A 26,476-nucleotide genomic window follows, 5' to 3' on the forward strand; every position below is an offset into this window, starting at 1 on the left:
CTACTCCTCCTCGAATATGTCTTTAAAGTCAACTGCAAATATGTTATTTCTTGATGCTATCTCACATATCCTCCTGACGTCCTCCCTTTCATGGACAGAGATGAGAAGTGTTACAAGGACAACATCGGTGACCTTGAATAGGGGGTCTACTATGTTCCTTATGAAGCCTGAGAGTTTCTCTGTCAGATAAACATCAGTTTCTATGAAACCCGTTGTCCTGTCTTCAAGGATGAATGAGAATCCTATGCTGTTTTTTTCAGCTTCCCCTGCAAATTTCTTCATTGCATCCTCTGGTGCTACTAGAAGTACAAGGTTGGGTTCGTTCTCAACATAGTAGGGGGCTATCTTGATGAAGGCGCCCCCGTTATCCTTACAGATAAGTGAAAGGTCCCTTATCTTGTTACTGTCACCATAGACCATTATAAAATCAAATCTTTTTCTTACAAAGGAATCCCTGATGGTAACGTGCTCTCTGAAAAGTATCTTCACAAGATCCTTTGAAGCAATCGACTCGTAGGCAACCGAGTTAACCATGTCCTCGTTACCTGCAATGACCGCCCACAGTTTATCTGAACTCTGGGTCGTTGAAACCTTCGCGGCCTTCCTGAGGACCTTTATCTTGCTTTCTATCATCACCATCACATCTGCCAGAAGGAACTTGTAGAATGAAGTTCCCCCATCAGAGGGAAGCTACTCTTTTAACTTGGATTACATTTAATCTTCAGTACATGAGTATATATATCTTTCACCGGCATATCACATTCTGAGGTTCATCATATGGTGTTCATATCGCTGTGAACTCCATGTGAAATGTTCATGTCACCGTGAACTCCATGTGAGAAGAAACCTATCAGATCATATTACCGGTAATGGGAACAGGTGAGTTATTTGTTTGTAAAGGGTGTTGCAAAGAGGGCCAGCTTCCTCGTGAGTGTGGCCACAATTCCTCTGCTATTTGGTTACCATGCCATAGGCATACTCATGTTCACGGTTATAGCCTTCATGATGCAGTTCTTCCGGGACCCTGACAGGATCCCCCCTCTGATGAGGACCTCATCATTGCCCCTGCAGATGGAAGGCGCCTTTCAGGTAAGATAGACAGGATAGAACGGGTGGGATCAGACTACCCCCTCATTGACAGGATATTCCCTGATGGGAGTGGTGGTATCCTCATAAGTACCTTCATGTCACCCTTCGATGTCCATGTTAACAGGGCCCCTGTCTCCGGGAAGGTGATATACACCGAGCATGTTGATGGGAGATTCCAGGTGGCCCGTTCAAGGGTACTCACTGAAAACGAAAAAAACTTAATTGTAATAAAAACAGATTATGGGAACGTTGGTGTTATCCAGATAGCGGGCTTCGTTGCAAGGAGAATCGTTCAGTACGTTAAAGAAGGCGAATATGTGGAGAGGGGCGACCGTATAGGTATGATAAGATTCGGCTCCAGGGTTGACCTGGTACTGCCTGAGAACTGTGAGGTGCTTGTGAAAACCGGTTCAAGACCCATGGCCGGGGAGACAGTGGTGGCAAGGTTCAATCCAGGCAAAAAAAGGGTTAATGTGCAGTGAATGATGACTACACCAGATTATAAGTAAAACAGGTGGCGGTTGATGAACGATAAAAAAATAACCTCATTTATAGCTCTTCCAGATCTTTTATCAATGTTAAATGCATCTTCTGGTTATCTGTCCATTCTGCTATCCATTGACGGTTCCCTTAACGCCGCATGCATACTTATGCTTCTTGCAGTATTATTTGATTCCCTTGACGGGTGGGTTGCGCGAAAAACAGGAAGAATTGATATCCATGGATTCGGCAAAAACATGGATTCCCTTTCGGATGTGATCTCCTTTGGTGTTGCCCCAGCAATTCTCATCTATTCAGCGGCCGTTGATTTTCGATATATTAATATATTAGTGGGTCCCTTAATAGTATTATGTGGTATACTGAGACTTTCAAGGTTCAATGTTCTCACAGGGGGTGGGAAGAACTTCACGGGTCTGCCAATACCCGTGGCGGCTGTTACAATATCATCATTCTATCTCACGGGATTTTATAGCGAACTGAGTGCTGCCTTCATAATGATTGCAGTTTCAGTTCTGATGATAAGCAGCATAGAATATCCGCGGGTGGATGGTATGGGGGCCTCTACAGCCCTCATACTGATAATCGCGACCATAATCTCGGTTGCAGCCGTAGAAATCCTCCAGGCCGCCAGTGTTGTAGCAGGTCCCGTGGCGATAATACTTTTCATCGCTACTTTGACCTATATTGCAGTGCCCATACTACCTAAAAGAGATGTGATCTGAATGCTGGACAAGATTAAGGGTAATGATAGGGATAAAAAGAATAATCCTCCTGACCTCCGTAAAAACAACGATAAAGGCGATTCTGACATTGGGGGTAAACTGAAGGGACTTGTGGGCAAATTCAGTGGTGGGAGTGGTTCTGATAAGAAAAAACCCCGCCCCATGCCCAAACCCCGCCCAAGACTTAAACCTCCTGAGAATTCAGAAAACCGGAAGCCACTTAAAGGTGGGGAAAAACCAAAGCCGCGTTTAGGCAGTGAAAAGCCAAGGCCAAGGCTCACACCACCACCCAAGAAGCCAGAGGGTCCCTCGGGTGGTATAGGGAGGAGAATCCCTGAGGAGGAACAGAGAACCATAATAGGTGCCCTTGTATTCGGCCTTATCATCCTTGTGCTTGCAGGGGCAGGGTACTACTTCCTGGTCTACCAGCCATACCAGGAGACCCTCCAGAATGCCAAGGCCACAAAGATCGCCGAGGTCGACGCCCTCTTCAAGGGTCCCCTTGCAACGGATCCCCAGAAACAGGCCATACTTGCCCAGATAGACGCCGCGGTGACGCCGGAGGAAGCCCTTGCAGTTGATGTTGTGGGGCCAGCCACACAGTCCTGGCGCACCTACCAGAACCAGCAGATTAACATCAAGAAGGACCGGGTAGGCAGGGTCATGGTGAACTACACCGATAACAACCAGGAGAAACGTGTGATAATGAAGGTTGATGATGCCAAGAAATTCGTGAGCCAGGCGGATGCAACCGTGCTTGCCAACACACAGATCCAGACCCCGGATACAGTTGCCGTGCCCATCATGATAACAAGACTGCAGGCCGCCGGTGGGCTTATAAGTGTGGGGGATATGGTGGACGTCTACCTCAACCAGAATGCGACCGGCAACAACACATCAGCAGCGACATCAACACCCCGTATAAGTGGCGCCACCGTACTTGCAATTCTCCGGTCAAAGGACAGTGGAGCCGTTGATGCGCGAATACTTAACACTCAGAGACTTACACTGAACAGTATAACCTCACAGAGCGAAAATGAGAGGGCATCATCAACTGATGTTGAGCAGCTGCTGAGGGCTGCAGCATCAGGAGGACTCAATGAGGCAGAGATCAACGCCATACTCCAGAATTACGGTATAAGACTCTCAGATTACGAAAGATCATCAAATCTGGGTGAGCTGGACACCAACTACCTCATCATACTGGAGGTCCCAAGGGAAGATGTCCTGTTCCTGATACAGAACATGAACAGCATAATCCTTACAGTACCAACACAGAACGCGCCCCAGTGGATGATACAGGAGCTGCAGAGAATATACGGTTAACCAAAACAAAAAATTAATTAATTTCTTATTTAATATTTTATGTGGGGATGCTTATGAAAAAATTGGTGTATACGGCTATAATGGCAATATTTATTATTTCTGTCCTGGGAGTTTCAGATACAGGCTCCGCTGCAAAGGAGACCTGGGTCAAGGAGAAGCCGGAAGCAACAAGTTTCAGGTTGAAGGATCTCACAGCTGTTATCACCGTTAAGATAAAGAACAATGATAACAATGTTCAGTACTTCAAGATAGGGCATGTATACCAGGGAAGTCTGACTGAGAACAGCACCATAAAATGGCTGATTCAGTGGACAGATCCTGCAGCGCTTAAGATGGTTAAATCAAGGAGCCCTGAACTTGGAGGGGACTATGGATGGAAGATTAAGCCTGGAGAGACAAAGACCGTGTCCTTCGGCCTTCAGGCCACAGGTGACATGGGGGAGATACCCAGCTACATCGTTAACGTTGAATCTGATGACAGCAACTACTGGCCCCTCATAAACGAGCCAGGCCTCATGGCTTCATGGTTCATGCCAAATGAGATAGAGGTGCTGAACCCCTCACTTGACCTCAAGTACTGGAAGGGGACCTTCGGATTCACACTGATAAACCTGGATGAGGAATCCGTCTCTGGAATCGTGAGGGCCCCAATAGCCCCTGCAAACTCCAAGCTCATATACAGCAGTCCAAAGGCCTTCGTGGATGATGACCTCTTTGTGAGCACACAGGTGGCTGCCTGGGATGTCACAATGGAGCCCGAGACATCACAGAGGTTCGTCTATACCTACGAATGGCCAGCCAAGGTCAGTGGTAACGGCTCAAGGGGCAGCGGATACTACCCTCCAGGCACCCTCTATGGAGCCACTGGAACATCAGCAGCATCCACTTCAGGGGCTAAGACCGGTGCGCCCTACGGGCCCCTGGTGATCGGTGTGCTGGTGACAGCAGCCGCAGTTGCATACACAAGGATCATGCGCTGATCCACCAACCATTTTTTTATTTTCAGGGACATGAGAGCATCAACTCTTCTGATAATCGCAGGCATGTTCATAGTATCCCTCTACGCCCTCATTGAGGTGAGTTTTTATTCATCCCAGGTAACAGTACACCGTCCTGATGTAAGGGCCCCTGTCATTGAAGTACCCTCCATAAACCTCACAGAGACCATCAACAACAGGTCAGTCTTCTACGGGGTGTACCATGAACCCATGTCCTACCCTCCCGGAAACCGGACGGTTATACTCTTCGGGCACAGGACCCTCTATGGTTCCCCCTTCCTTCACCTGGATAAACTCAGGGCAGGGGACAGTGTATACCTGAACTGGCCGGGCGTAGGATTTGCTGAATACCGTGTTAACAGGTCATTCATTGTGCCGGCCTCCTACCAGATGCCGGTGAATCAGGGTGCGAAGCTTTTCCTCATAACCTGCCACCCCCTGGGGTCCACCAGGGAGCGGCTGATAGTTGAGTGCCACCTGGAGGGTATAAGACCCTACCAGAGGAATGTCAGGGTCGATAACCCGAAGAGCTACTACTCGATTCCAATAATCCTGGGTTTCCTCTCTGCTGGACTTCTGGTTACACGATTCTATCCTGTTGAGGAGGATAGGAGGTTTCTCCTTGCAGCGGTCATCGGACTGACTGTATTCCTTGTGCTGGGATACCTGTTCCCGATACCTCCAGAATTCATCTCTGATAAGTTAATGGAATTCAATAACATCCTCGGCATTTGATAAAGAGTGAAGTTTAAGTGATTGACAGTACCCTGGAGAAAAGCTTTTAATGGAATGAGTGAAACTGAAGATTTTGGTGGTGTTTGATATGAATGAACCTGGAGAGAAGTACTTTTCAAACCTGTCAGACCGTGAGAGGGCCATATTCGAGGGTGGCATAAGTATGGGGGCCCTCTTCCACCAGTTCACCGGGACGCCTGTCAGCCTCGAGACAGCCGATGGACTTGAGAGTGCCATCAGTGAATCCATAAAACTTCAGCCAGCCATCATGGACGTTGAGGTCCATATAGACAGGGAGATGATCAGAAAAACCGCGGGGGAATTCGGTTACGTCTCCCTCACCGGGGACATGCTGAGTGTGAGGTTGACCGTGGAGCATGGTTCAGAAAGGGTAACCGTCCGCATGGAGTACCTGGAGGAACTCAGGTATCCTCTGATGTACATAGAAGACTGAGTAAACCATGAAATGGAGAATCTCAGGTATCTGATTTACATAGGCCCCGGAAAACCTGAAAACCGGAATATACACATCTTTACCCCGGGACTGACAGGGCATTTTGCTGAAAACCTCTGGTGAAGGGAACACCCTGATAATTTATTATAATCTGAGTTCTGAATAATATTATTCTTGATTAATTATTTAAATTCTGAAGGCAAAGCTAAGATAAGAACCACGATGGAAGATGACCATGATAAAGATAGATTCAGATCTCTGTAAGGGATGTGACATATGCAGAGAGTTCTGCCCCGAAGGGGTCTATGTTAGATCAGAGGAACTCAACAGGAAGGGTGTGCATGAGCCAGTCCCGGAAAATCTGGAAAAATGCACGGGATGCAAGCTCTGCATGCTCCTGTGTCCAGATCAGGCGATAGTGGTGTATGAAGATGACTGAGGAGTATTTTATCCAGGGAAACGATGCCTGCGCACGCGGAGCCATCAAGGCAGGGTGCAGGTTCTTCGCGGGTTACCCCATCACACCATCAACCGAGATAGCAGAGGAAATGGCCCTCCTCCTCCCCCGGGAGGGTGGTGTTTTTGTGCAGATGGAGGATGAGATAGGGGCCCTGGGGGCTGTTATAGGTGCTGTCTGGAGTGGTGTCAGGGGGATGACCGCCACATCAGGACCCGGTTTTTCCCTCATGCAGGAGCACGTGGGATACGCCGCCATGACAGAAACACCCCTAGTAATCGTGAATGTACAGAGGGGTTCCCCCTCCACAGGACAGCCCACAATGGCCTCCCAGAGCGATATGATGCAGGCCAGGTGGGGCTCCCACGGGGACTACGAGATCATAGCACTCTCCCCATCATCGGTGCAGGAGTGCTTCGATTTCACGGTCCGCGCCTTCAACCTTGCAGAGGAATACAGGGTCCCGGTGATGGTCATGGGCGATGAAATAGTGGGCCACATGAGGGAGAAGATAACCATCCCCGACCGTGTGAAGATCAGAAAAAGGAGAGGTCCCTCAGTTCCCCCGGAGGAGTTCCTTCCCTTCAGTGCCCCTGAGGATGGTGTCCCTGAGATGCCGGCCTTTGGTGATGGCTACAGGATACCCGTAACTGGACTGACACACGATGAGGGGGGTTACCCTGACGCATCAAACCCCGAGGGACACCACAGGCTGGTTAAGAGGCTCTGTGACAAGATACTCAGGCACAGGGACAGGATAAGCGATGTCCAGGAGGAACTGACAGAGGATGCCTATATAACTGTTATCTCCTACGGAGCCCCCTCACGTTCAGTTGCGACGGCCGTCAAGATGGCCCGGGAGGATGGTGTCAGGGCAGGGTACCTGAAGATCAACACACCGTGGCCCTTCCCTGAAACCGAAGTGAGGGCTGCCGCAGAGAGGTCCGGGAAGCTGCTTGTGGTTGAAATGAACCTCGGCCAGATGTTCTATGAGGTCCAGCGTGTTGCCGCTGGAATGGCTGAGGTTGAACTCCTCCCGAAGATTGGTGGGGAGATCCACAGGCCAGAGGAGATCCTCAACATGATCTTGAAGATGAACAGATAGGAGTGTTTAGATGGAAAAAAGAGAAAACCCTTACCTCAGGTATCTCAGAAGGGAGAGGCTTCCACACATATTCTGTGCAGGATGTGGTAATGGAATAGTCCTCAACAGTTTCTTCAAGGGCATGGAGATGGCCGGCATTGACTTTGATAACATTGCAATGGTTTCAGGTATAGGCTGCTCCTCAAGGATTCCAGGTTACGTTAACTGTGACTCACTCCACACAACCCATGGAAGGCCCATATCCTTTGCAACCGGTCTCAAGCTAGGGAACCCCTCACTTGACGTGGTTGTATTCACAGGGGATGGTGACGCCGCAGCCATAGGAGGTAATCACCTCATCCATGGTGCCAGGCGGAACATCGACATGACGGTGATCTGTATCAACAACAGCATATATGGGATGACAGGCGGTCAGATAAGCCCAACTTCCCCGGAGGGTAGCTATGGGAGTACCGCACCATATGGAGCTCTTGAGGATCCATTTGACCTTGCAGAGCTTGTAACCGCTGCCGGGGCAAGTTATGTGGCCCGATGGACCACCGCACATCCCCTCCAGCTTGCAAACTCCATAAAGAAGGGGCTGAAGAACAGGGGTTTCTCATTCATAGAGGCCATATCCCAGTGCCCCACCTACTTCGGGAGGAAAAACAGGATGCGCTCCCCGGTGGAGATGATGAGGTTCATGAAGGAGAACAGCCTTAACAGGAGGAAGGCCCTTAAGATGGAACCAGATGAAGTTGAGGGTAAAATCATAGTTGGAGAATTTGCAAACAGGCCACAGCCTGAACTCTGCGAAAAGATCTGCAGTATGGTTGATGAGAAGTCAGGCAGGGCCCTTGATATGATCAGATCAGCTTACCGGGATGATTGAAGTGAGAAAGGAAATCAGAATAGCTGGATTCGGTGGACAGGGAGTTATACTTGCAGGCATAGTCCTTGGTAAGGCTGCAAGTCTCTATGATGGTCTATACGCTGTTCAGACCCAGTCCTATGGCCCTGAGGCCCGGGGAGGGGCTTCAAGGGCGGAGGTCGTGATAAGTGACCATGAGATAGACTACCCCAAGGTTCAGAGCCCGGATATACTCGTTGCAATGTCCCATCAGGCCCTCCTGACATACATGGACGACCTCAAAAGGGGAGGGGCCCTCATAGTTGACCCTGATATGGTTGTTGAGGCTGAAATAGAGGATTTCATCAGGGCGCGGGAGGTTAAATATTTCAGGGCCCCCGCAACAAGAACAGCCGAGGAAAGGGTTGGCATAACCATAGTGGCCAACATGGTCATGATCGGGGCCCTCACCGAGGCAACAGGGATTGTGAGTGTCAGGGCCGCTGAGGAGGCCATAAAGGACAGCGTACCCCCAGGTACAGAGGAGAAGAACCTCATGGCATTCCAGGCCGGTCGCGAACTTATAATGGAGGGAAGCAGATGAAGTTCTATGAGTACAGCGCCAAGGAGATATTCCGGGCTGAGGGTATAAGCACCCCCCGTGGAGGTGTTGCAGAGACCCCTGAAGAAGCTGAAAGGATAGCTGCGGAACTGGGGTGTGATGTTGCAGTTAAATCCCAGGTCCTTACAGGTGGAAGGGGAAAGGCCGGTGGTATAAGGTTCGCATCCCCCTCAGGTGTCGCTGAAGTTACCGGGGACCTCCTTTCCTCAGAGGTCCGTGGTGAAACCGTTGAGAAGGTCCTCATAGAGGAGAAGATACCCATAGACCGGGAGCTCTACGTGAGTGCTGTCATTGACCGGACAGCGAAGATGCCCCTCATAATGGCCAGTGCCGAGGGAGGGGTTGATATAGAGGAACTGGCAGCCAGATCCCCCGAAAAGATCGTGCGCTACCACATCAACCCCCTCGATGAGTTTCTTCCCTATGAGGCCAGGGAGATTGCAAGGAAGATGGGTCTTGAAAGTGAACTGATACCCTCTGTCGGTGGAGTGATCTGGAAGTTATATCAGCTCTTCAGGAAGTACGATGCCAGGCTTGCAGAGATAAACCCCCTGGTCATCTCAGGGGACAGTGTCATCGCAGCAGACGCAAAGCTTGAGGTGGATGACGACTCCATTTACCGCCACAGGGAATTTATGGAAATGGAGGAGTATGAACCCGAGGAGTTTGCCTTTGTGAAGCTCGACGGAGATATTGCGGTTATAGGTAACGGTGCCGGGTTAACCCTCACCGCAATGGACCTCATAAAACTGAAGGGCGGGGAACCCGCCACATTCCTCGACATCGGTGGCGGTGCCTCAGAGGACGTCATAAGGAGGGCCCTTGACCTCGTCATATCCCATCCCTCAGTCCGGGTTGTATTCCTCAACGTCCTTGGCGGTATAACCAGGGCCGATGATGTTGCCAGGGGTGTTGTGAACGCCCTGAGGGATGCCAGAAGAGACGTGCCCCTTGTGATACGCCTTACCGGAACCAATGAGGAGGAGGGTCAGAGGATCCTGCGGGAGGCAGGAATCCCCTTTGAGACGTCCCTTGAGAGGGCTGCTGAGAAGGCCGTTGAGATAGCAAAAAACCTCTAAACCTCCAGCTCCCCTTCTCTTTTTTCTGGAAATAGAAAAAACCTCCAGCCAGCTTCCCTTTTTCTGTTTCCTTATAACAAACCCTGAAACGTCGGGTTAATGCACACCAGTATCAGGAGATTGTCCTCTTGATGGTGACGGTGTGGGCCATCACCAGGGCGGATATTATTATGTATGTGAGAAGGGCTGATGAGTTAAATGACCTGTTGAATATGAAGAGGCCCATCAGGCTCTGTGACAGGAATGCTGCAAGGGACCCTATAAGGAGGGCCTCCCGGCCAAGGTACATCCTGCTACCGTTGAGTCTCTGCTCCTGATACCTCCTGAGAACACTGAGCCCACAGAAGGTGACTATCATAACCCAGAAGAGGAGGAAGAGCAGCCCAAAGAAGCCCGCGTCAAAGGCCACCGCAAAGATCCCGGGTAGCATGTAGTCGATGTAGTCCTTCTTAACCACCAGAACCCCGTAGAATATGTGGTATGGAAGCCCCAGGTTCTGGATCATGGTGATGGGGAGGGTGATATATCCATCGGCGCCCCCCAGGCAGGCTGATTTCCAGTAACAGGAACCCTGCACATGTCCCCAGAAGGTCGTATTTTTAAGGACCAGTGAAAGGCTTGGAACCGTGTTCTCCTCAAGCCTTGTGATCCTCAGCATTGGACTCAGAACGCTCTTATTGAGGACCTTCGAGAGGAACTCCATGAGGGCGAAAGCTCCAGCACCGGCGAGGATGAATGATAGGACCGATTTTTTGGTTATCTTTGTGCTCCTCCTGAAACTCTTTGACATGAGGAGATAACCGAAGGCCCATCCCAGGAGCCAGAGCACCAGGAATGACCTGTGCATCAGCCCCCCGGAGATGGCTATTACAAAGAAGAGTAGAAGTGAAAGTTTCTTAACGGATGCTGATCCTATACCTGCCTCGGTGAGGAGGTTTGAGGATGCAACCATTGTAACCCAGAATAAAACCGCGAAGGGTCCGAAGGGGTGGGTGAATTCATGGTGTGATAGGAAGGGTAGCAGAAGAAAAGCTGCATCCAGTGAGAATATAAGTGCAAGTGCGACTGTCAGCACGGTCCCCAGGAACATCACAAGACTGAGGGGTGCCGCCACCACATTGAAGAGCAGAATTATGCCAACATGGATTATCACTGCAACTTCCAGGATGAACTGAAGGTTATTCTGAGCTATCAACATGATTAGGAGATATTGTAATAATCCTCAATATATATTATGGTCTGATGTGAAGACCGGTCACCGAAAAGGATGCCCCTGAATAAGGGGACCCCATGAACCACTCCAGGCTGGAAGGTATGCCACCACTAGAATCCCCTGGAACTCCGGCACTCTAAAAATAATCTATGGGGATGCAATCCCCATGATGTAGTTGTAGATGCTCTGGAGGAACGCATATATCTGGTCCAGTATACCTGATCCTCCAACCTGCTGGCTAACACCCTCCAGCCTCTGTTTAAATTCTGTGAGGCTTCCCTGGACCCTCTGGGATGCTGCAACCGAATCGGCAACCTGCTGGACCTGGGTCTCTGTGAGGTTGATGTTCATCTGCTGTGATACATCAACCACGACCCGCTGTATGTCAGCGGGGTCCTGGAGGTTCTGACTCTGGGTCCTGTTTTTGACCTCATCGAAGAGTTCAGCCACCCTATCCCCTGTGGCGTTTGTTTCGTTAACAAGCCTGCTCTGGAGGTATATCTCCTCAACAGATACCCTCTTGGCCTCCTCGGGTATCTGCTCTCCGACGGCGATCTCATATGATTTCAGGACCCCTGCAAGTGCAGCCTCCCCTGACGCAGGTACCGGTGAAGTCACTACTACGTAGCCACGATCTATCCCTGAGGACCTGAGGGCGCTTGCATACATCTCAGGTGTTACAACCCTTATCTTGCTGGTATCAACCGAGACCTTGATCCCGTCACTGTAGGAAAGGTCCACCATTGCACAGGACAGTATCTGCGATGGTGAGTACACACGGCCTGTGACGCCCCGTGAAACCTCGTTGACCTCTGATGCTGTTACAATCTTAATATCAGCACTCTGAAGGTCCTTATCTGTCTTTGCTTTGAAGTAGTCCATCACAGCGCTTTTGTATGATGGATTGCTGCTGGTGGCCTCCCCAAGTGTCACAGAGAACCCTGAAACTGCAAATACAGGGGCGGCCACAAGGAATGCAATTAGAATTAATGGAAGAATTTGCCTCATAATTACCACCTGTTTAATAATTATCGTGGATGAATTATTTAAGGGTGGTGTCTGGTCATCCAGAATCCGGCGCCCTAAGCCAGAAGAACAACCCTGCTCTCCCGTGATTCATCCACGATCTCCATCCCAGATGCAGCCGCAAGTTCTTCTGCAAATTCATGGACCTCATAGAAGAGGGGCATGTTCTCTATATCAAGGCGTCTTCTTGAGTAGCCTATGTACATGTAGGCCTTTACCTCAACAAAGTCGGGTCTGGCCCTCTCGATCATCCTGGCGAACCCCTCAGGATCCTTCATGTTAATATGCCTTACTGCGGTGATCCTGAGGACCTTCCTGCAGCTGAAGGATGGCATGAGTTCAAGTGAGCTGTTGAGGAGATCCCAGGCCCCTGGTATCTGTGGCCTGCAGAGTTCCTTATAGGTGTCCCTGTCAGGGGCGTCCAGGGATATGTAGAGCTGTGTGGGTTCCTCTGAAAGTTTTTCAAGGTTCATGGGTGCCAGGCCATTGGTTACAAGGAATGTTGTGAAGTTTCTCCTGTGAAATTCCCTCAGGAGACCATCCATGTCAGGGTAGAGCATTGGTTCCCCTGCAAGTGATATGGCAGCATTTGTTGGGTCCTGTGACTCCATCACCTTGATTTTATCTGCCCTTTCATTGCCGAGGTATCCACATAGCAGTTTCCTCTGTGCCTCTATGGCCCCATCAATTATATCTGCGGGTTCATCATGGGGGCCCTCCCATGCTGTCCCTGTTGATGAGAGGTCCCTCCAGCAGAAGAGGCATTTCTGCTGGCAGAATGGCACACTTGGAGACATCTGGAGGCATCTGTGGCTCCTGATTCCATAGAATTTTTCCTTGTAGCATACTCCCTCATTGACTATGCTCTTCTTTGTCCAGAGGCAGGTTTTAACCGCTGAATGTCTGTGCTCTCCCACGAAGCGGTATCCCATCCTCTCCATTCTTCTCTGAGATTCTTCCAGGTACATGGCCAACCCATCTCTAATATTTTCTTCAGATGTTCTGCCCTTGATATGATTTCTGCAGCTACATTTAAATATATGCCCGCATGTCCTCTCAGTGGACATGGTGGTATGTCTTATTCAAACGATAGTGCCGGGACAGGGGCAGCGGGGATTACATGAGCCCAGGTTAAGCCATCTCGCATGAGCCACATCAGCCAGAGAATTTATAATAATAAATTCAAAATAATTATTAAAAATGCTTTGTTTAAACTGTCTTATAATCCCCGGTTTTGTCATATAAGCTCTCTTAAAAGTCCATGATGGAATTGAATCCCCTAAAATGTGCCTGGATGTGCTTGAAGTGCTGATTTAATTTAAAAGCTTTTAGGCTTTTTTTAGGGTCCCATATTCCTTCTTTAGAAAAAATAAAACCTTTTAACAGAGTATTGGGGCGCCATTATCAATTCATGATTAGAATCCTCTGAATGCTGAAAAAAGCATTATATAAGCCTTTTTGTCTTATTCCGGAAACAAAGGTTTATATATAGTGGTGATGTGATTAAGGTTCATGGTAAGGTCGGCGGGTAGATCCTGCCATCAGTGGAGGCGGTAAGATTAAGAGACACTCGCGTTACCTCGCTCTACTTGCACTTGCAGTAGCAGTGAGTACCATACCCATCGGACAGCTGGAATTTCAGGATTCCAGTGGCGATAAGATAACAGCAAAGTCCACATCCCTGCCAAAGGTTGATGCAGCATCCAAGTACAAAAAGTACAAGAGATACAGCAAGGTCCATGCTTCAAGGGGTACCGTGAAGAAAACCTACCGGACGACAAAGACAAAAAAGAAGTACACGTACCGGACAAAGGCTGCCTATAAGACAAAGACAAAGAAGAAATACAGGAGCCATGCTACCTACAGGACAACCTCAAGAAAAGCATACACCCGGGCTGTAAGCTCTGATGAGCTTAACAATCTCCAGGGCGATGAGGGCCTTGAGAAGCTTGCATCCTACATTAACAGAAACTTTAATCACAGATCAGGCGGCCCACACACAGCTGAAGGCGTTGAGAAGACAGGCTACGGGGACTGCTGGGGACTCTCTGACTGGTCTGCCAGGAAACTTGCAGCAAACGGCTACAAGGTGAAGGTCGTGCAGGGTGCCACCTCGGCATCATCAAGACACCGATGGCTTCACGTGTATTCAGAGGGCAGATGGACGAGCTTTGAACCGTCACTGGTAACCAAGCGTTACGGCAGTAAACATTATACTGCAACCTGCGGTCGCGCAACAAGCGTTGTGAAGACCTACAACATGTAGTATAATGTTTACAATTTAATTTTTCACTGTTTTGCCATCATCTAATAGCTTTATGCATGTAACCCTATTCTGTGGGATGCGCCGGATATTAAAAGGCAAATTCATTCACAAACCCCCTTCAAGAACTCCCGCGCGGATGTCACAGCATATTTTATAATACACCTCAACCATACTATGAGATATCCCATTAATCATGCTGGAGGATTTGGAGTTGAAGGACACACCCATCGTCATACTGAATTTTAAAACATACCTCGAATCAACAGGTGAGAGAGCCCTCGAACTTGCATCAATATGCCAGGATGTCGCAGATGAGACCGGTGTTAACATGGCTGTGGCACCGCAGCACATGGACCTCCACCTGGTGAGTGATGCTGTGGAAATACCTGTGCTGGCACAGCACATTGACGCCGTTGATGCTGGTGGACACACAGGGAGCATCCTTGCAGAGTGCGCCAGGGACGCAGGTGCAGCGGGGACCCTCATAAACCATTCAGAGAAGCGGATGCAGCTTGCAGACATCGAATGGGTGATATCAAGGATGAAGGAACTTGAGATGATGTCCGTGGTATGCACAAACAACGTCATGACCACTGCTGCTGCTGCCGCCCTGGGCCCGGACTTCGTGGCGGTTGAACCCCCTGAACTCATAGGATCCGGGATACCTGTGTCAAAGGCCGAACCTGAGGTTATAACAGGAAGTGTTGATGCTGTGAAGAAGGTGAACCCTGAGGTCAGCGTACTCTGCGGCGCCGGAATATCCACAGGAGACGACATGAAGGCTGCTGTTGACCTGGGGGCCGAGGGTGTTCTTCTTGCATCAGGTATCATCCTGGCTGACAGCCCACGGGATGCCCTTCTGGATCTTGTAAGTAAGGTTTGATGGTGATCCCGGTGTCCTTTAAATTTAAAACCATGGATGACATTGAAGTCACAGGAAAGACAGTCCTTGTCCGGGTGGACATAAATTCGCCTGTGGACCCCAATGATGGGACCATACTCGATGACACAAGGATGAGGCTCCATGCAGAGACCATAAGGGAACTCTCAGATAGGGGGGCCAGGACAGTTGTGATGGCCCACCAGAGCAGACCCGGGAAGAATGACTTCACAACGCTGGAGCAGCATGCCAGGGCACTCTCCAGGATACTCGGGAGGCCCGTTAAGTATGTTGAGGACATATTCGGATCCGCGGCAAGGGAGAGCATCTCAGGACTGGGGGATGGTGAGATAATCCTCCTCGAGAACGTCCGCTTCTACTCCGAGGAGGTGCTCAAGCGAGACCCGGAGGAACAGGCAGAGACACACCTGGTTAGAAAACTGGCACCACTCCTGGACTACTTCATCAACGACGCCTTCGCGGCAGCCCACCGGTCCCAGCCATCCCTTGTTGGCTTCGCCCTCAGGGTACCGTCAGCTGCGGGTCGTGTAATGGAAAGGGAACTTCGAACACTTCAGGGTGCCCTTGAGAATGTTGAAAGGCCCTGTGTCTATGTGCTCGGCGGGGTGAAGGTTGATGACTCCATCATGGTCATGAAGAACGTCCTTGAAAACGGTAGCGCGGACCTTGTGCTGACAACGGGCCTTGTTGCCAACATCTTCCTGGCGGGATGCGGGGTTAAGATCGGTAAGGTGAACATGGACTTCATCAGGAGCAGGGGATACTGTGACTTCATCAAGGTGGCAAAGAAACTTAAGAAGCGCTTCCCTGAAAGGATACTTGTACCTGTGGATGTGGCTGTATGCAGGGACGGCAAGAGGGTTGATGTTCCTGTGAAAAAGATACCCAACCATCCGATACAGGATATCGGAATGGAAACCATAAAGCTCTACGCCAGGAGGATACGTGAGGCAAGGACCCTCTTTGCCAATGGCCCGGCAGGCGTATTTGAGAACCCTGATTTCAGCATAGGAACCGAGGACATACTGAATGCAATATCCTCTTCAGAGGGTTTCTCAATAATTGGCGGGGGTCACCTTGCTGCTGCAGCAGTGAAGATGGGCTTTGAGGACAGCATAAACCATATCAGCAGTGGCGGCGGTGCCAGCATAAGCCTGCTTGCAGGTGAGGAGCTTCCAGCAGTCAGGGTGCTTGAGGAATCCAGGCACCCATAACCACAAACTATATAAATGAGTAGTTACTAACATTGGAAATGCCTCGGTAGCTCAGTCTGGTGGAGCGCGAGACTTGTAATCTCGTGGTCGCGGGTTCAATTCCCGTCCGGGGCTTCAGAAAGGGACCATAGGGTAGCTTGGTCGATCCTTTGGGCTTTGGGAGCCTGAGACCCCGGTTCAAATCCGGGTGGTCCCATCCACAAAGCTTAAATATACATCATGCCCAATGATGTATATCAACCCGCCTTAGCTCAATTGGCAGAGCATCGGACTGTAGATCCGAGGGTTGCTGGTTCAAGTCCGGCAGGCGGGACTCCACCAATGGTGTGAAAGCTTTAAATACTAGAAAAATATAACTCATAGCATGCATGTCATATAGCAATGGAAAAGTATATAAGCAGGTAACAAGAGAACAATGGAATGCTCTCATTCTAGAGACCTGCCCTGGTGGTGTAGGGGCTATCATGCGGGCCTGTCGAGCCCGCGACTCGGGTTCAATTCCCGGCCAGGGCGTTCCTTCAGGGCCCGTAGCTCAGTCTGGCAGAGCGCTTGGCTTTTAACCAAGTGGTCGCGGGTTCAATTCCCGTCGGGCCCGCTATCTAATTTTACGGTGATTTTTTATCTGGAGGACTGAATTGTGAAGAAGGATATCTTGAAACACCAGCTGGTTCCGGAACATGTTGTTTTGAATGATTCTGAAGCAAAAAGGGTGCTGAAGGAGCTGGATGTGCATCCAGAACAGCTGCCCAAGATAAAAACAACTGACCCTGTGGTGAAGGCCATAGGTGCTAAAAGGGGGGATATAGTGAAGATAATTCGTAGAAGTGCAACTGCAGAGGAATTCATTACATACAGGCTCGTTCAGGACTGATTTTCCAGATTAAGATAGGGCCTGCATGATAATTATTCATCATTTAATTTGTTTTGGAGGAAGTCCATGAAAAAAAGTGCATGGGGATTGGTAGACGCGTTTTTTGATAAGTACGACCTGGTGGACCACCACATCCATTCATACAACGACTTTGTGAGTAACAGGATACAGGAAATAATAGACACCAGCGAACCTATAGAACTTGAACAGGGCCAGTACACCGTTGAGACCGGGAAGGTTACCATCGAAAAGCCCTTCATAAAGGAGGCTGATGGTTCCAAGAGCAAGATATACCCTACAGAGGCAAGGCTAAGGAACCTGACCTACTCCGCCCATATGAGCCTTGAAATGAGGCTCCTCAAGGAGGGCGGCTCCGAGACAGAATTCGAGAAGGTCTACATCGGTGAACTGCCTGTTATGCTCAAATCAGAGATATGCCACCTGCATGGTCTCGGAAGAGATGAACTCATTGAAAAGGGCGAGGACCCGGCAGACCCTGGAGGCTACTTCATCGTCAATGGATCAGAGAGGTCCATTGTAACAATGGAGGAGATAGCCCCCAACAAGATAATCCTTGAAAGGATAGGTGAAGAGGATGAGAACAGGGCGAGGGCCATCGTCACATCCCTAAGGAGCGGTTTCAGGGCAAGAATATCCCTCGAGTACAGGAAGCCCCGGAAGACAGGCGTCTTCCTGAGGATATCGTTCCCCTACGTCCCAGGAGAACTTCCACTTGTAATCCTCCTGAGGGCACTGGGCCTTGCAACCGACCAGGAGATCATCACAAGCATATCAGATGACTTCAACTATCAGATGATAGCTGCAGACGACATCCAGGTATCCCTTGACAAGCTGAAACTTGACAGCGATAAAATGGAAGAAATGGATGAAGAAGAGAGAAGGGAATACCTCATAAGAAGCGCCATAAAATACATCGGTAACCGCGTTGCCAAGGGCATGACCGAGGATTACCGTATAAAAAGGGCCGAGGATGTTATTGACCGTTATCTTTTACCGCACATAGGAACAGAACCCGATAAGAGACTTGAAAAGGCAGTGTACCTTGCTGAGATGACAGAGATGCTCCTGCAGGTCATCTCAGGGGAGCGCAAACCCCACGACAAGGACCACTACACAAACAAGCGCCTCAGGGTATCAGGAGACCTCATGGAGGACCTCTTCAGGGTTGCCTTCACAAGTCTAACCAGGGATATGAGCTACCAGCTCGAGAGGAGCCTTGCAAGGGGAAAGGAACCCTCTGTAAAGCAGGCCGTGAGATCCGACGTCCTGAGCGAAAACCTGAAGCACGCCATCGCAACAGGTAACTGGGTCGGTGGAAGGGCAGGTGTGAGCCAGCTACTGGACAGGACAAGTTACATGGGTACACTCTCCCATATGAGGAGGGTTGTATCACCACTGAGCAGGAGCCAGCCCCACTTCGAGGCAAGGGACCTTCACCCGACACAGTTCGGTAAGATCTGCCCCAACGAGACCCCTGAAGGTCCGAACTGTGGTCTTGTCAAGAACCTCGCCCTCATGGCCAAGATATCCGAGGGCTCAGACCCTGATGAAATTGAAGAAGTCATCAAAAAAATGGGGGTTATTAACTAATTTTTTCCACCGGGAGGCTGTTACGTGAATAAAACCAAGATCTACATTAATGGAAAACTTATAGGGACCTGCGACAATCCTGAAGAATTTGTTGAGGAGATACGGGCTAAGAGAAGGTCCGGAGAAGTATCCCATGAAATGAACATAACCCACTACCCTGAAAACCATGAGATATACATCTTCACGGATCCCGGGAGGGCCAGAAGACCCCTGATCATCGTGGAGGACGGCGAACCCCTCCTCAAGGAGGAACACCTTGAAAAACTCAGCTCCGGTGAAATGGAATGGGACGACCTCATATCACAGGGGATTATAGAGTACCTTGACGCCGAGGAGGAGGAGAACACCTACATAGCAATGAGCCCCGAGGAGGTCACAGAGGAACATACCCACCTTGAAATTGACCCGTCAACCATGCTGGGTATCTGTGCAGGGATCATACCATTCGCAAACCACAACTCATCCCCAAGGAACACCATGGAGGCGGGGATGACAAAACAGGCCCTTGGTCTCTACGCATCAAACTATGACCTCCGTACGGATACACGCGCCCACCTCCTCCACCACCCCCAGGTCCCCATAGTCAAGACAAGGATAATCGACGTGACAGGCTACGATGAAAGGCCATCCGGTCAGAACTTCGTGGTGGCAGTCATGTCCTACGAGGGCTACAACATGGAGGACGCCCTCATCCTCAACAAGGCATCCCTTGAAAGGGGCCTTGCAAGGTCATCATTTTTCAGGTCATATGAGGCAACGGAACGCAGATACCCCGGGGGGCAGGAGGACCGCTTCGAGATACCTGAGAAGGGTGTCCGGGGTTACCGTTCAGAGAGGGACTACAGGCACCTTGACGAGGACGGTATAATCAACCCAGAAACAGAGGTGTCATCAGGCGATGTGCTCATCGGTAAAACATCACCGCCCCGTTTCCTTGAAGAGATCGATGAATTTGGAACGGTTGCAGAGAGAAGACGTGAAACATCGGTAACCGTGAGGCACGGGGAAGAGGGAATCGTTGACGCCGTTCTCCTCACAGAAACCGTTGAGGGAAGCAGACTTGCCAAGATAAGGGTGCGTGAACAGAGACAGCCAGAATTCGGTGACAAGTTCGCATCAAGGCACGGTCAGAAGGGGGTTGTGGGCCTCATAGTATCACAGGAGGACATGCCCTTCACAGAGGACGGTGTTGTACCCGACCTCATAGTGAACCCCCACGCCATACCCTCAAGGATGTCGGTGGGACATGTCCTTGAGATGCTTGCAGGTAAGGCCGCCTGCATGGAGGGGCGGCGCGTGGACGGAACACCCTTCACCGGTGAGGAAGAGAAGGACCTGAAGGAAGCCCTGAAGGCCAACGGATTTGAAAGTGCAGGTGTTGAAACACTCTACAACGGCATAACCGGGGAAAGGATAGAGGCGGAGATATTCATAGGCGTTGCATACTACCAGAAACTCCACCACATGACAACAGACAAGGTATACGCGCGTTCAAGGGGTCCGGTGCAGGTCCTTACAAGACAACCCACAGAGGGAAGGGCGAGGGAAGGAGGTCTCAGATTCGGTGAAATGGAAAGGGACTGTCTGATCGCCCATGGAGCAGCTCTGGCCCTGAAAGAGAGGCTTCTTGATGAATCAGACAAGTACGAGGCCCTCGTATGTGCGGAATGTGGTATGATAGCCATCTACGACAAGATCAGGGACAAGAAGTACTGTCCAATATGTGAGGACTCTGAATCATTCCCTGTGGAGATCTCATACGCATTCAAATTACTCCTGGACGAGCTTAAAAGTCTATGCATCTTCCCAAAGCTTGTACTTGAAGATAAGGCATGATAATGGATTTAAGGGAATAAACCAAAGGAGAGAATACCTTGAGAGGAATTTTAAAGAAAATTTCCCAGATAAACTTTGGGCTCATGTCCCCTGAGGATATAAGGAAGATGTCCGTGGCCCAGATAGTGACACCGGACACCTATGACGAGGACGGGTACCCCATCGAGAACGGACTCATGGATCCAAGGTTAGGGGTTATAGATCCAAGTCTGAGGTGCAGAAGCTGCGGTGCCAAGGGTGGTGAGTGCCCCGGGCACTTTGGAAGCATAAACCTTGCAAGACCCGTTATACACGTGGGATTCGCGGATACAATACACAAGATCCTCAGGTCAATCTGCTGGAAATGCGGCAGGGTCCTGCTCACAGAGGTGGAGATTGAAGAGTACAGACAGCGGATACTCGAGGCGATGGAGAAGGAGGAGAGCCTCACACCCATAATAAAGGAGATATACGCAGAGGCCAGACGTGAGGAGTGCCCCCATTGTGAAGAGGAACAAGGCGATATAAAACTCGATAAACCAGTCTCCATTGTTGAAAATGACTATAAACTTAAAAGCGGAGACATAAAAAAACTGCTAGAAGAAATAAACAAAAAGCAAATCGGCAAAGCAAAAGAACTCCTAGAAAAAGAAGAATATAACCTAACAAAACAAGAAATCGAAAAAATACTAAAAAAAATAGAAGAATCAGCAAAATGCTACTGTATAAAACTAGACCAAGAATATTATTGCCTAACAAAACAAGAAATCGAAAAAATACTAGAACTAGACCAAGATTCTATCAATAACATCATAAACATCCTCAACAAATTATCCGCCAAAAAAACCAAAGAACTCCTAGAAAAAATAAACAAAACAGATACCCTCAAAGTAAAAGAAATAATGGAAAAATATAACCTAACAAAACAAGAAATCGAAAAAATACTAGAACTAGACCAAGATTCTATCAATAACATCATAAACATCCTCAACAAATTCGGCGAAAAAACCAAAGAACTCCTAGAAAAAATAAAAGAAATAATGGAAAAATATAACCTAACAAAAGCAGAAATCGAAAAAATACTAAAAAAAATAGAAGAATTAGCAAAATGCTACTGTATAAAATTCCCTGACAAAAACGACAAAAATTTAATTGATAATATCAGGAATCTCCTTAATAAAAAAGAGAAATTGTCCATCGAAAAAACCAAAGACCTCGTGGGAAAAATAGAGAATATTTTGCGGAGTGTAATGGTTCCAGAAGTAAGGGAACTAGTTGAAAACAAATGTGACCTAACTCAAAAAGAAATCGACAAAATACTGGAAAAAATAGAAGAGTACACCAAAACCTCCGACAAATTCTGCCGTATTAATATAAGAGATGTTAGAAGGGTTCTTGACAGAATAGATTACAAGCTAACACCCAGCGAGGTGAGGGACAGGCTTGAGAGGATAACCGACGACGACGCCCTCATCCTTGGAGTCAACCCTGAGGTTGCAAGGCCCGAATGGATGGTCCTCACAGTCCTGCCTGTTCCCCCGGTAACTGTACGGCCATCGATAACACTTGAAACCGGTGAAAGATCAGAGGACGACCTGACCCACAAACTCGTGGACATCCTCAGGATAAACCAGCGCCTCAAGGAGAACATGGAGGCAGGGGCACCCCAGCTAATCGTCGAGGACCTCTGGGAACTCCTCCAGTACCACGTGACAACCTACTTCGACAATGAGGCCTCAGGTGTCCCGCCTGCAAGGCACCGCTCTGGAAGACCCCTCAAAACCCTCGCCCAGAGACTCAAGGGTAAGGAGGGGCGTTTCAGGAGCAACCTCTCAGGTAAGAGGGTTAACTTCTCTGCCCGTACAGTCATCTCCCCTGACCCCAACATAAGCATAAATGAGGTGGGAGTCCCTGAGATCATAGCCAGGGAGGTCACAGTACCGGTCTACGTTACAGAATGGAACATAGACCAGATGAGGGAGTACATAGAAAACGGCCCCGACATCCACCCCGGAGCCAACTACGTTATAAGACCAGACGGCCGCAAAATAAGGATATACAATGAAACCAAGGATGTTGTCCTTGAGAACCTCAAACCAGGGTACATAGTCGAGAGGCACCTCAAGGATGGTGACATAGTCCTGTTCAACCGTCAGCCATCCCTCCACAGGATGTCCATGATGGCCCATGAGGTCAGGGTCCTCCCCTACAAGACCTTCCGTCTAAACCTCTGCGTCTGCCCCCCATACAACGCTGACTTTGACGGTGACGAGATGAACATGCACGTGTTCCAGACAGAGGAGTCCCGTGCAGAGGCCAAGACCCTCATGCGTGTCCAGGAGCATATCCTTTCACCAAGGTTCGGCGGACCCATCATCGGGGGTATACACGACCATATCTCAGGAGCATACCTCCTCACAAGGAAAAAGGCTGTTTTCAGTGAGGAGCAGGCCTTCCAGATCCTCAAGAAGGCAGGGCTCCCCCTCCCCGACAGGGAGGGCCGCGAGTGGACAGGTAAGGAAATATTCAGCATGGTCCTCCCGGACGACCTCAACATGGTTTACCGTGCGGAGATCTGCAGGAAATGTGACGAATGCCTTGAGATGGACTGTGAAAACGACGCCTACGTTGTCATAGAGAACGGTCAGCTGGTAACAGGTGTCATTGACGAGAAGGCCTACGGAGCATTTGCAGGTAAGATACTTGACCAGATAGTGAAGGAGTATGGAAGCGAAGCCGCCAGGGAATTCCTCGACTCCGCCACAAAACTGGCTATTGCCGGTATAATGCATGCAGGTTTCACCACCAGTACCAACGATGAGGAGATCCCTGAGGAGGCCAGGGAACGCATAGAAGCCCATCTCAGGAATGCCGAGGCCCGTGTAGACCAGCTCATCGAGGCATATGAGAACGGTGAACTCGAACCCCACCCCGGAAGGAGCCTTGAGGAAACCCTCGAGATGAAGATAATGCAGGTCCTCGGTGAGGCCAGGGACAAGTCAGGGGAGATTGCAGAGAGCTACTTTGACATGGACGAGAACCACGCGGTTATAATGGCACTTACAGGTGCAAGGGGTTCCATGCTTAACCTGACGCAGATAACCGCATGTGTCGGTCAGCAGTCTGTCCGTGGTGGTCGTATAACAAGGGGGTACGACAACAGGACGCTTCCCCACTTCAAGAAGGGAGAACTCGGTGCTAAGTCACGTGGATTCGTGCACTCAAGTTACAAGGAGGGACTCGACCCCATTGAATTCTTCTTCCATGCCATGGGTGGAAGGGAAGGTCTTGTGGACACCGCCATCCGTACAGCCCAGAGCGGTTACATGCAGAGGCGTCTTGTGAACGCCCTCCAGGACCTCACGGTGGATGAGAATGGAAGGGTCGTTGACAACAGGGGAGTTATCATACAGACCCGCTTCGGTGAGGATGGCGTGGACCCGGCGAAGAGTGATTACGGTAAGATAGTTGACCTTGACAAACTCGTGCAGGAGATAAGGCTTAAATCAGGGAAGTGAAGGGGTAAGGTGATTCTGTGCAGGACGTTATTAAAAAGATAGAGGATTACTCCTCCAGGAACGGGATTATGCTCCCGGACCCTGTCACCGAATACGTGGCAGGGATTGCTGAGGAGGAAAAACTGAAGGACCCCGAGCTCCATGACCTTGTAAGGCTCTTCAGCAGGATATGTGAGAGAAACAGGGGCCTTGAAGGAGAAGAACTGTTAAAGGCCGTGGAGGATGAATACCTCAGGATACTGAAGGTCAGGGAGCTCGTCAAAAGGAAGAGGGCCAAGTTCCCCCCGAGGCTCATTGAAGAGATAGCTGAAGCAATTAAAAGGCACGGCCTCAGTGACGATGAACTCGATGAACTTGTAAGGGGTGTCAGAAGGGCCTATGAACGTGCCATGGTTGAGGCCGGTGAAGCCGTTGGTACAGTGGCCGCCCAGTCAGTCGGTGAACCAGGTACCCAGATGACGATGCGTACCTTCCACTATGCAGGGGTGACTGAGCTCAACGTTACACTTGGTCTCCCCAGGCTCATCGAGATAGTGGATGCCAGGAAGAAGATATCCACCCCAACAATGAGCATATACTTTGAAGGCGACAGGAAATACGATGAGGAGTTCGTGAGGAAAAAGGCCAACAAGATAAGTAAGAGCACCCTCAACGATGTCCTTAAAAATTTCAGCATCCAGTATGCCGACATGTCAGTTGAAGCAGAGCTGGATGATGAGAAAATCCGTGAAAAACACCTTGAATATGATGATATAATAGCCAAGGTGGAAAAAACTTTTAAGAAAGTAGAAATAGATAACAACATACTGAGATTTGAACCCCCCAAGCCAACCATAAGGGAGCTCAGACTGCTTGCAGATAAAGTAAGGAAACTCCAGATAAGCGGGGTTAAAAATATAGGCAAGGTGGTTATCCGTAAAGAGGATGATGAATGGGTAATCCATACAGAGGGTTCAAACCTTGGAGCTGTTCTTAAAGAAGAGGGTGTGGATAAGGTCAGGACGACCACCAACGACATTCATGAGATAGAAACAGTCCTTGGTATAGAGGCAGCCAGAAACGCGATAATTCACGAAGCAAAGAGAACCATGGAGGAACAGGGTCTCACCGTGGACATAAGACATATAATGCTCGTTGCAGATATGATGACTGCCGATGGTTCTGTCAAGTCCATTGGAAGACATGGTATTAGCGGTGAGAAAGCGAGCGTCCTTGCAAGGGCTTCTTTTGAAGAAACCGGGAAACACCTTCTAAGAGCAAGTATCAGGGGAGAGGTCGATCATCTCACCGGTATTATAGAGAACATTATTATAGGGCAACCTATACCCCTGGGTACAGGTTCCGTTAGTGTTATAATGAAAAAATAGGAGGCAGTAGATGGACATAGATAGAGGAATACGAGTCGCTGTAGATACTGGTAATGTTATTCTTGGATCAAAGGAGACAGTCCAGAACCTTAAACTGGGTAAAGGAAGACTGGTTGTAATGGCCAGTAACATTCCAGAGGACCTGAAGGAGGATATAGAATACTATGCTGGTCTATCAGAGATTCCAGTTTACACTCATGAAGGCACCAGTGTCGAATTAGGCTCTGTATGCGGTAAACCATTCACCGTGGGTGCCCTCCTCATCAAGGACCCCGGTGATTCAACAATACTGGAAATTGTGGGGTAGGTTCCTGTGACCATCAAATTCACCACCAACGAGATAAGGTACATTGCACTATTTGAAAGCATGACCGGTGCAATGGTAAAGGACTGCATCGTTGACGACGATAGCGGCAGGATAACATTCCTTGTTAAGAAGGGAGATATGGGTCTTGCCATCGGTAAAAAGGGAAGCACAGTTGCCAAGGTTCAGAAGGCCGTTGACAAGGGCGTTGAGGTTATCGAACACTCAAACGACCCTGTGGAGTTCATAAAGAACCTCATGGCACCTGCAAAGGTGAGGAGCATAAGGATACTCCAGAAGGAGAACGGTGAAAAAATAGCCACAGTAGAAACCGATCCCAAAAACAAGAGAATCGCCATTGGAAGGGGCGGGCAGAACATTGAAAGGGCCAGACTACTGGCCAGGAGACAGCATAACATAAGCAACATAATAATAAAATAAATTTCAGAGGAG

26 protein-coding genes and 5 tRNA genes are annotated in these 26,476 nt (G+C 49.4%); 27 read left to right on the plus strand and 4 right to left on the minus strand.

From position 1 onward, the window contains the following. Positions 1–633, minus strand: coding sequence for a hypothetical protein (locus tag FZP57_RS06795; RefSeq protein ID WP_191216117.1), 633 nt, complete (start codon positions 631–633; stop codon positions 1–3). A gap of 255 nt (positions 634–888) precedes the next feature. Here FZP57_RS06795 and FZP57_RS09515 point away from each other — a divergent pair, with 255 nt between their 5' ends. The 12 genes from FZP57_RS09515 to sucC all read left to right on the plus strand — a co-directional run bounded on the left by FZP57_RS09515 (position 889) and on the right by sucC (position 9,917). Next, a complete protein-coding gene (locus FZP57_RS09515; RefSeq protein ID WP_238337879.1) occupies positions 889–1,098 on the plus strand; it encodes a hypothetical protein in 210 nt (69 codons plus the stop codon). Further along, complete coding sequence (locus FZP57_RS06800; protein WP_238338022.1) at positions 1,095–1,571, plus strand: archaetidylserine decarboxylase; 477 nt, start codon at positions 1,095–1,097, stop codon at positions 1,569–1,571. Before FZP57_RS09515 ends, FZP57_RS06800 begins: the two co-directional genes overlap by 4 nt. 42 nt (positions 1,572–1,613) lie before the next feature. Continuing rightward, entirely contained in the window at positions 1,614–2,312 is a 699-nt protein-coding gene (locus FZP57_RS06805) for an archaetidylserine synthase (RefSeq protein WP_048060953.1), read from the plus strand. Then, complete coding sequence (locus tag FZP57_RS06810) at positions 2,313–3,638, plus strand: DUF515 domain-containing protein (RefSeq protein ID WP_010876659.1); 1,326 nt, start codon at positions 2,313–2,315, stop codon at positions 3,636–3,638. A 53-nt stretch (positions 3,639–3,691) separates the two neighbouring features. Next, the gene (locus FZP57_RS06815) at positions 3,692–4,618 is read left to right on the plus strand and encodes a hypothetical protein (protein WP_048060954.1); all 927 of its coding nucleotides are present in this window, start codon (positions 3,692–3,694) and stop codon (positions 4,616–4,618) included. Positions 4,619–4,648: 30 nt separating this feature from the next. Further along, a complete protein-coding gene (locus tag FZP57_RS06820) occupies positions 4,649–5,371 on the plus strand; it encodes a class E sortase (RefSeq protein WP_010876661.1) in 723 nt (240 codons plus the stop codon). An 88-nt stretch (positions 5,372–5,459) separates the two neighbouring features. Continuing rightward, positions 5,460–5,825 (plus strand): dihydroneopterin aldolase family protein, encoded by a 366-nt coding sequence (locus tag FZP57_RS06825; RefSeq protein ID WP_048060955.1) that lies wholly within the window; start codon positions 5,460–5,462, stop codon positions 5,823–5,825. A 235-nt stretch (positions 5,826–6,060) separates the two neighbouring features. Continuing rightward, positions 6,061–6,264, plus strand: coding sequence for a ferredoxin family protein (locus tag FZP57_RS06830; RefSeq protein WP_048175649.1), 204 nt, complete (start codon positions 6,061–6,063; stop codon positions 6,262–6,264). Continuing rightward, a complete protein-coding gene (locus FZP57_RS06835; protein ID WP_191216118.1) occupies positions 6,257–7,387 on the plus strand; it encodes a 2-oxoacid:acceptor oxidoreductase subunit alpha in 1,131 nt (376 codons plus the stop codon). Before FZP57_RS06830 ends, FZP57_RS06835 begins: the two co-directional genes overlap by 8 nt. 10 nt (positions 7,388–7,397) lie before the next feature. Further along, positions 7,398–8,258, plus strand: a complete 861-nt coding sequence (korB, locus tag FZP57_RS06840; RefSeq protein WP_191216119.1) for a 2-oxoglutarate synthase subunit KorB — start codon at positions 7,398–7,400, stop codon at positions 8,256–8,258. 1 nt (position 8,259) lies between these two features. After that, positions 8,260–8,820 (plus strand): 2-oxoacid:ferredoxin oxidoreductase subunit gamma, encoded by a 561-nt coding sequence (locus FZP57_RS06845; protein WP_048060957.1) that lies wholly within the window; start codon positions 8,260–8,262, stop codon positions 8,818–8,820. After that, positions 8,817–9,917: an ADP-forming succinate--CoA ligase subunit beta gene (gene sucC, locus FZP57_RS06850; protein WP_115892012.1), complete on the plus strand. Its 1,101-nt coding sequence runs from the start codon at positions 8,817–8,819 to the stop codon at positions 9,915–9,917. The genes FZP57_RS06845 and sucC overlap by 4 nt, the downstream gene beginning before the upstream one ends. 112 nt (positions 9,918–10,029) lie before the next feature. On the opposite strand, the gene FZP57_RS06855 is transcribed toward sucC, so the two are convergent. From FZP57_RS06855 to twy1, 3 genes are all read right to left on the minus strand, one after another. Further along, positions 10,030–11,115: a hypothetical protein gene (locus tag FZP57_RS06855; RefSeq protein ID WP_010876668.1), complete on the minus strand. Its 1,086-nt coding sequence runs from the start codon at positions 11,113–11,115 to the stop codon at positions 10,030–10,032. 162 nt (positions 11,116–11,277) lie between these two features. Beyond that, positions 11,278–12,138 (minus strand): DUF1002 domain-containing protein, encoded by an 861-nt coding sequence (locus FZP57_RS06860; protein WP_048060958.1) that lies wholly within the window; start codon positions 12,136–12,138, stop codon positions 11,278–11,280. A gap of 74 nt (positions 12,139–12,212) precedes the next feature. Further along, complete coding sequence (gene twy1, locus FZP57_RS06865; protein WP_191216120.1) at positions 12,213–13,124, minus strand: 4-demethylwyosine synthase TYW1; 912 nt, start codon at positions 13,122–13,124, stop codon at positions 12,213–12,215. A 638-nt stretch (positions 13,125–13,762) separates the two neighbouring features. Here twy1 and FZP57_RS06870 point away from each other — a divergent pair. From FZP57_RS06870 to FZP57_RS06945, 15 genes are all read left to right on the plus strand, one after another. Beyond that, a complete protein-coding gene (locus tag FZP57_RS06870) occupies positions 13,763–14,422 on the plus strand; it encodes a transglutaminase domain-containing protein (RefSeq protein WP_191216121.1) in 660 nt (219 codons plus the stop codon). A gap of 193 nt (positions 14,423–14,615) precedes the next feature. Beyond that, a complete protein-coding gene (gene tpiA / locus FZP57_RS06875; protein ID WP_191216122.1) occupies positions 14,616–15,305 on the plus strand; it encodes a triose-phosphate isomerase in 690 nt (229 codons plus the stop codon). 11 nt (positions 15,306–15,316) lie between these two features. After that, positions 15,317–16,537, plus strand: a complete 1,221-nt coding sequence (locus FZP57_RS06880) for a phosphoglycerate kinase (RefSeq protein ID WP_191216123.1) — start codon at positions 15,317–15,319, stop codon at positions 16,535–16,537. Between the two features lie 40 nt (positions 16,538–16,577). Next, positions 16,578–16,651, plus strand: a tRNA-Thr gene (locus FZP57_RS06885). 7 nt (positions 16,652–16,658) lie between these two features. Beyond that, a tRNA-Pro gene (locus tag FZP57_RS06890) sits at positions 16,659–16,733 on the plus strand. Between the two features lie 44 nt (positions 16,734–16,777). Beyond that, positions 16,778–16,850, plus strand: a tRNA-Tyr gene (locus tag FZP57_RS06895). A gap of 128 nt (positions 16,851–16,978) precedes the next feature. Next, a tRNA-Asp gene (locus tag FZP57_RS06900) sits at positions 16,979–17,050 on the plus strand. A gap of 8 nt (positions 17,051–17,058) precedes the next feature. Next, positions 17,059–17,132: transfer RNA gene (locus FZP57_RS06905), tRNA-Lys, on the plus strand. A 42-nt stretch (positions 17,133–17,174) separates the two neighbouring features. Then, entirely contained in the window at positions 17,175–17,408 is a 234-nt protein-coding gene (locus FZP57_RS06910) for a DNA-directed RNA polymerase subunit H (protein WP_074359332.1), read from the plus strand. A 66-nt stretch (positions 17,409–17,474) separates the two neighbouring features. After that, positions 17,475–19,019 (plus strand): DNA-directed RNA polymerase subunit B'', encoded by a 1,545-nt coding sequence (locus FZP57_RS06915; RefSeq protein ID WP_191216124.1) that lies wholly within the window; start codon positions 17,475–17,477, stop codon positions 19,017–19,019. Between the two features lie 24 nt (positions 19,020–19,043). Beyond that, complete coding sequence (rpoB, locus tag FZP57_RS06920) at positions 19,044–20,855, plus strand: DNA-directed RNA polymerase subunit B (protein WP_191216125.1); 1,812 nt, start codon at positions 19,044–19,046, stop codon at positions 20,853–20,855. A 38-nt stretch (positions 20,856–20,893) separates the two neighbouring features. Continuing rightward, the gene (gene rpoA1 / locus FZP57_RS09520; protein WP_238337880.1) at positions 20,894–24,352 is read left to right on the plus strand and encodes a DNA-directed RNA polymerase subunit A'; all 3,459 of its coding nucleotides are present in this window, start codon (positions 20,894–20,896) and stop codon (positions 24,350–24,352) included. Between the two features lie 17 nt (positions 24,353–24,369). Continuing rightward, positions 24,370–25,719 carry a DNA-directed RNA polymerase subunit A'' gene (rpoA2, locus tag FZP57_RS06935; RefSeq protein ID WP_191216126.1) on the plus strand — a complete coding sequence of 450 codons (1,350 nt, stop codon included), beginning with the start codon at positions 24,370–24,372 and terminating at the stop codon, positions 25,717–25,719. A gap of 10 nt (positions 25,720–25,729) precedes the next feature. Continuing rightward, complete coding sequence (locus tag FZP57_RS06940; RefSeq protein WP_074359336.1) at positions 25,730–26,026, plus strand: 50S ribosomal protein L30e; 297 nt, start codon at positions 25,730–25,732, stop codon at positions 26,024–26,026. Between the two features lie 6 nt (positions 26,027–26,032). Further along, positions 26,033–26,464 carry a NusA-like transcription termination signal-binding factor gene (locus tag FZP57_RS06945; RefSeq protein WP_074359337.1) on the plus strand — a complete coding sequence of 144 codons (432 nt, stop codon included), beginning with the start codon at positions 26,033–26,035 and terminating at the stop codon, positions 26,462–26,464. Positions 26,465–26,476: the final 12 nt, after the last annotated feature.

This window comes from Methanothermobacter sp. THM-1, from assembly GCF_009914355.1.
GTDB classification, from domain to species: domain Archaea; phylum Methanobacteriota; class Methanobacteria; order Methanobacteriales; family Methanothermobacteraceae; genus Methanothermobacter; species Methanothermobacter wolfei.

What these genes read in the sequence shown, in the direction of transcription:
- FZP57_RS06830 (WP_048175649.1), top strand. Translation starts at nt 6,061, where the DNA reads ATGATAAAGATAGATTCAGATCTCTGTAAGGGATGTGACATATGCAGA.
- FZP57_RS06860 (WP_048060958.1), bottom strand. Translation starts at nt 12,138, where the DNA reads ATGAGGCAAATTCTTCCATTAATTCTAATTGCATTCCTTGTGGCCGCC.
- FZP57_RS06805 (WP_048060953.1), top strand. Translation starts at nt 1,614, where the DNA reads ATGAACGATAAAAAAATAACCTCATTTATAGCTCTTCCAGATCTTTTA.
- FZP57_RS06835 (WP_191216118.1), top strand. Translation starts at nt 6,257, where the DNA reads ATGACTGAGGAGTATTTTATCCAGGGAAACGATGCCTGCGCACGCGGA.
- twy1 (WP_191216120.1), bottom strand. Translation starts at nt 13,124, where the DNA reads ATGTACCTGGAAGAATCTCAGAGAAGAATGGAGAGGATGGGATACCGC.
- FZP57_RS06915 (WP_191216124.1), top strand. Translation starts at nt 17,475, where the DNA reads ATGAAAAAAAGTGCATGGGGATTGGTAGACGCGTTTTTTGATAAGTAC.
- FZP57_RS06820 (WP_010876661.1), top strand. Translation starts at nt 4,649, where the DNA reads ATGAGAGCATCAACTCTTCTGATAATCGCAGGCATGTTCATAGTATCC.
- sucC (WP_115892012.1), top strand. Translation starts at nt 8,817, where the DNA reads ATGAAGTTCTATGAGTACAGCGCCAAGGAGATATTCCGGGCTGAGGGT.
- korB (WP_191216119.1), top strand. Translation starts at nt 7,398, where the DNA reads ATGGAAAAAAGAGAAAACCCTTACCTCAGGTATCTCAGAAGGGAGAGG.
- FZP57_RS06795 (WP_191216117.1), bottom strand. Translation starts at nt 633, where the DNA reads ATGATAGAAAGCAAGATAAAGGTCCTCAGGAAGGCCGCGAAGGTTTCA.
- FZP57_RS06825 (WP_048060955.1), top strand. Translation starts at nt 5,460, where the DNA reads ATGAATGAACCTGGAGAGAAGTACTTTTCAAACCTGTCAGACCGTGAG.
- FZP57_RS06810 (WP_010876659.1), top strand. Translation starts at nt 2,313, where the DNA reads ATGCTGGACAAGATTAAGGGTAATGATAGGGATAAAAAGAATAATCCT.
- FZP57_RS06815 (WP_048060954.1), top strand. Translation starts at nt 3,692, where the DNA reads ATGAAAAAATTGGTGTATACGGCTATAATGGCAATATTTATTATTTCT.
- FZP57_RS06855 (WP_010876668.1), bottom strand. Translation starts at nt 11,115, where the DNA reads ATGTTGATAGCTCAGAATAACCTTCAGTTCATCCTGGAAGTTGCAGTG.
- tpiA (WP_191216122.1), top strand. Translation starts at nt 14,616, where the DNA reads ATGCTGGAGGATTTGGAGTTGAAGGACACACCCATCGTCATACTGAAT.
- FZP57_RS06940 (WP_074359336.1), top strand. Translation starts at nt 25,730, where the DNA reads ATGGACATAGATAGAGGAATACGAGTCGCTGTAGATACTGGTAATGTT.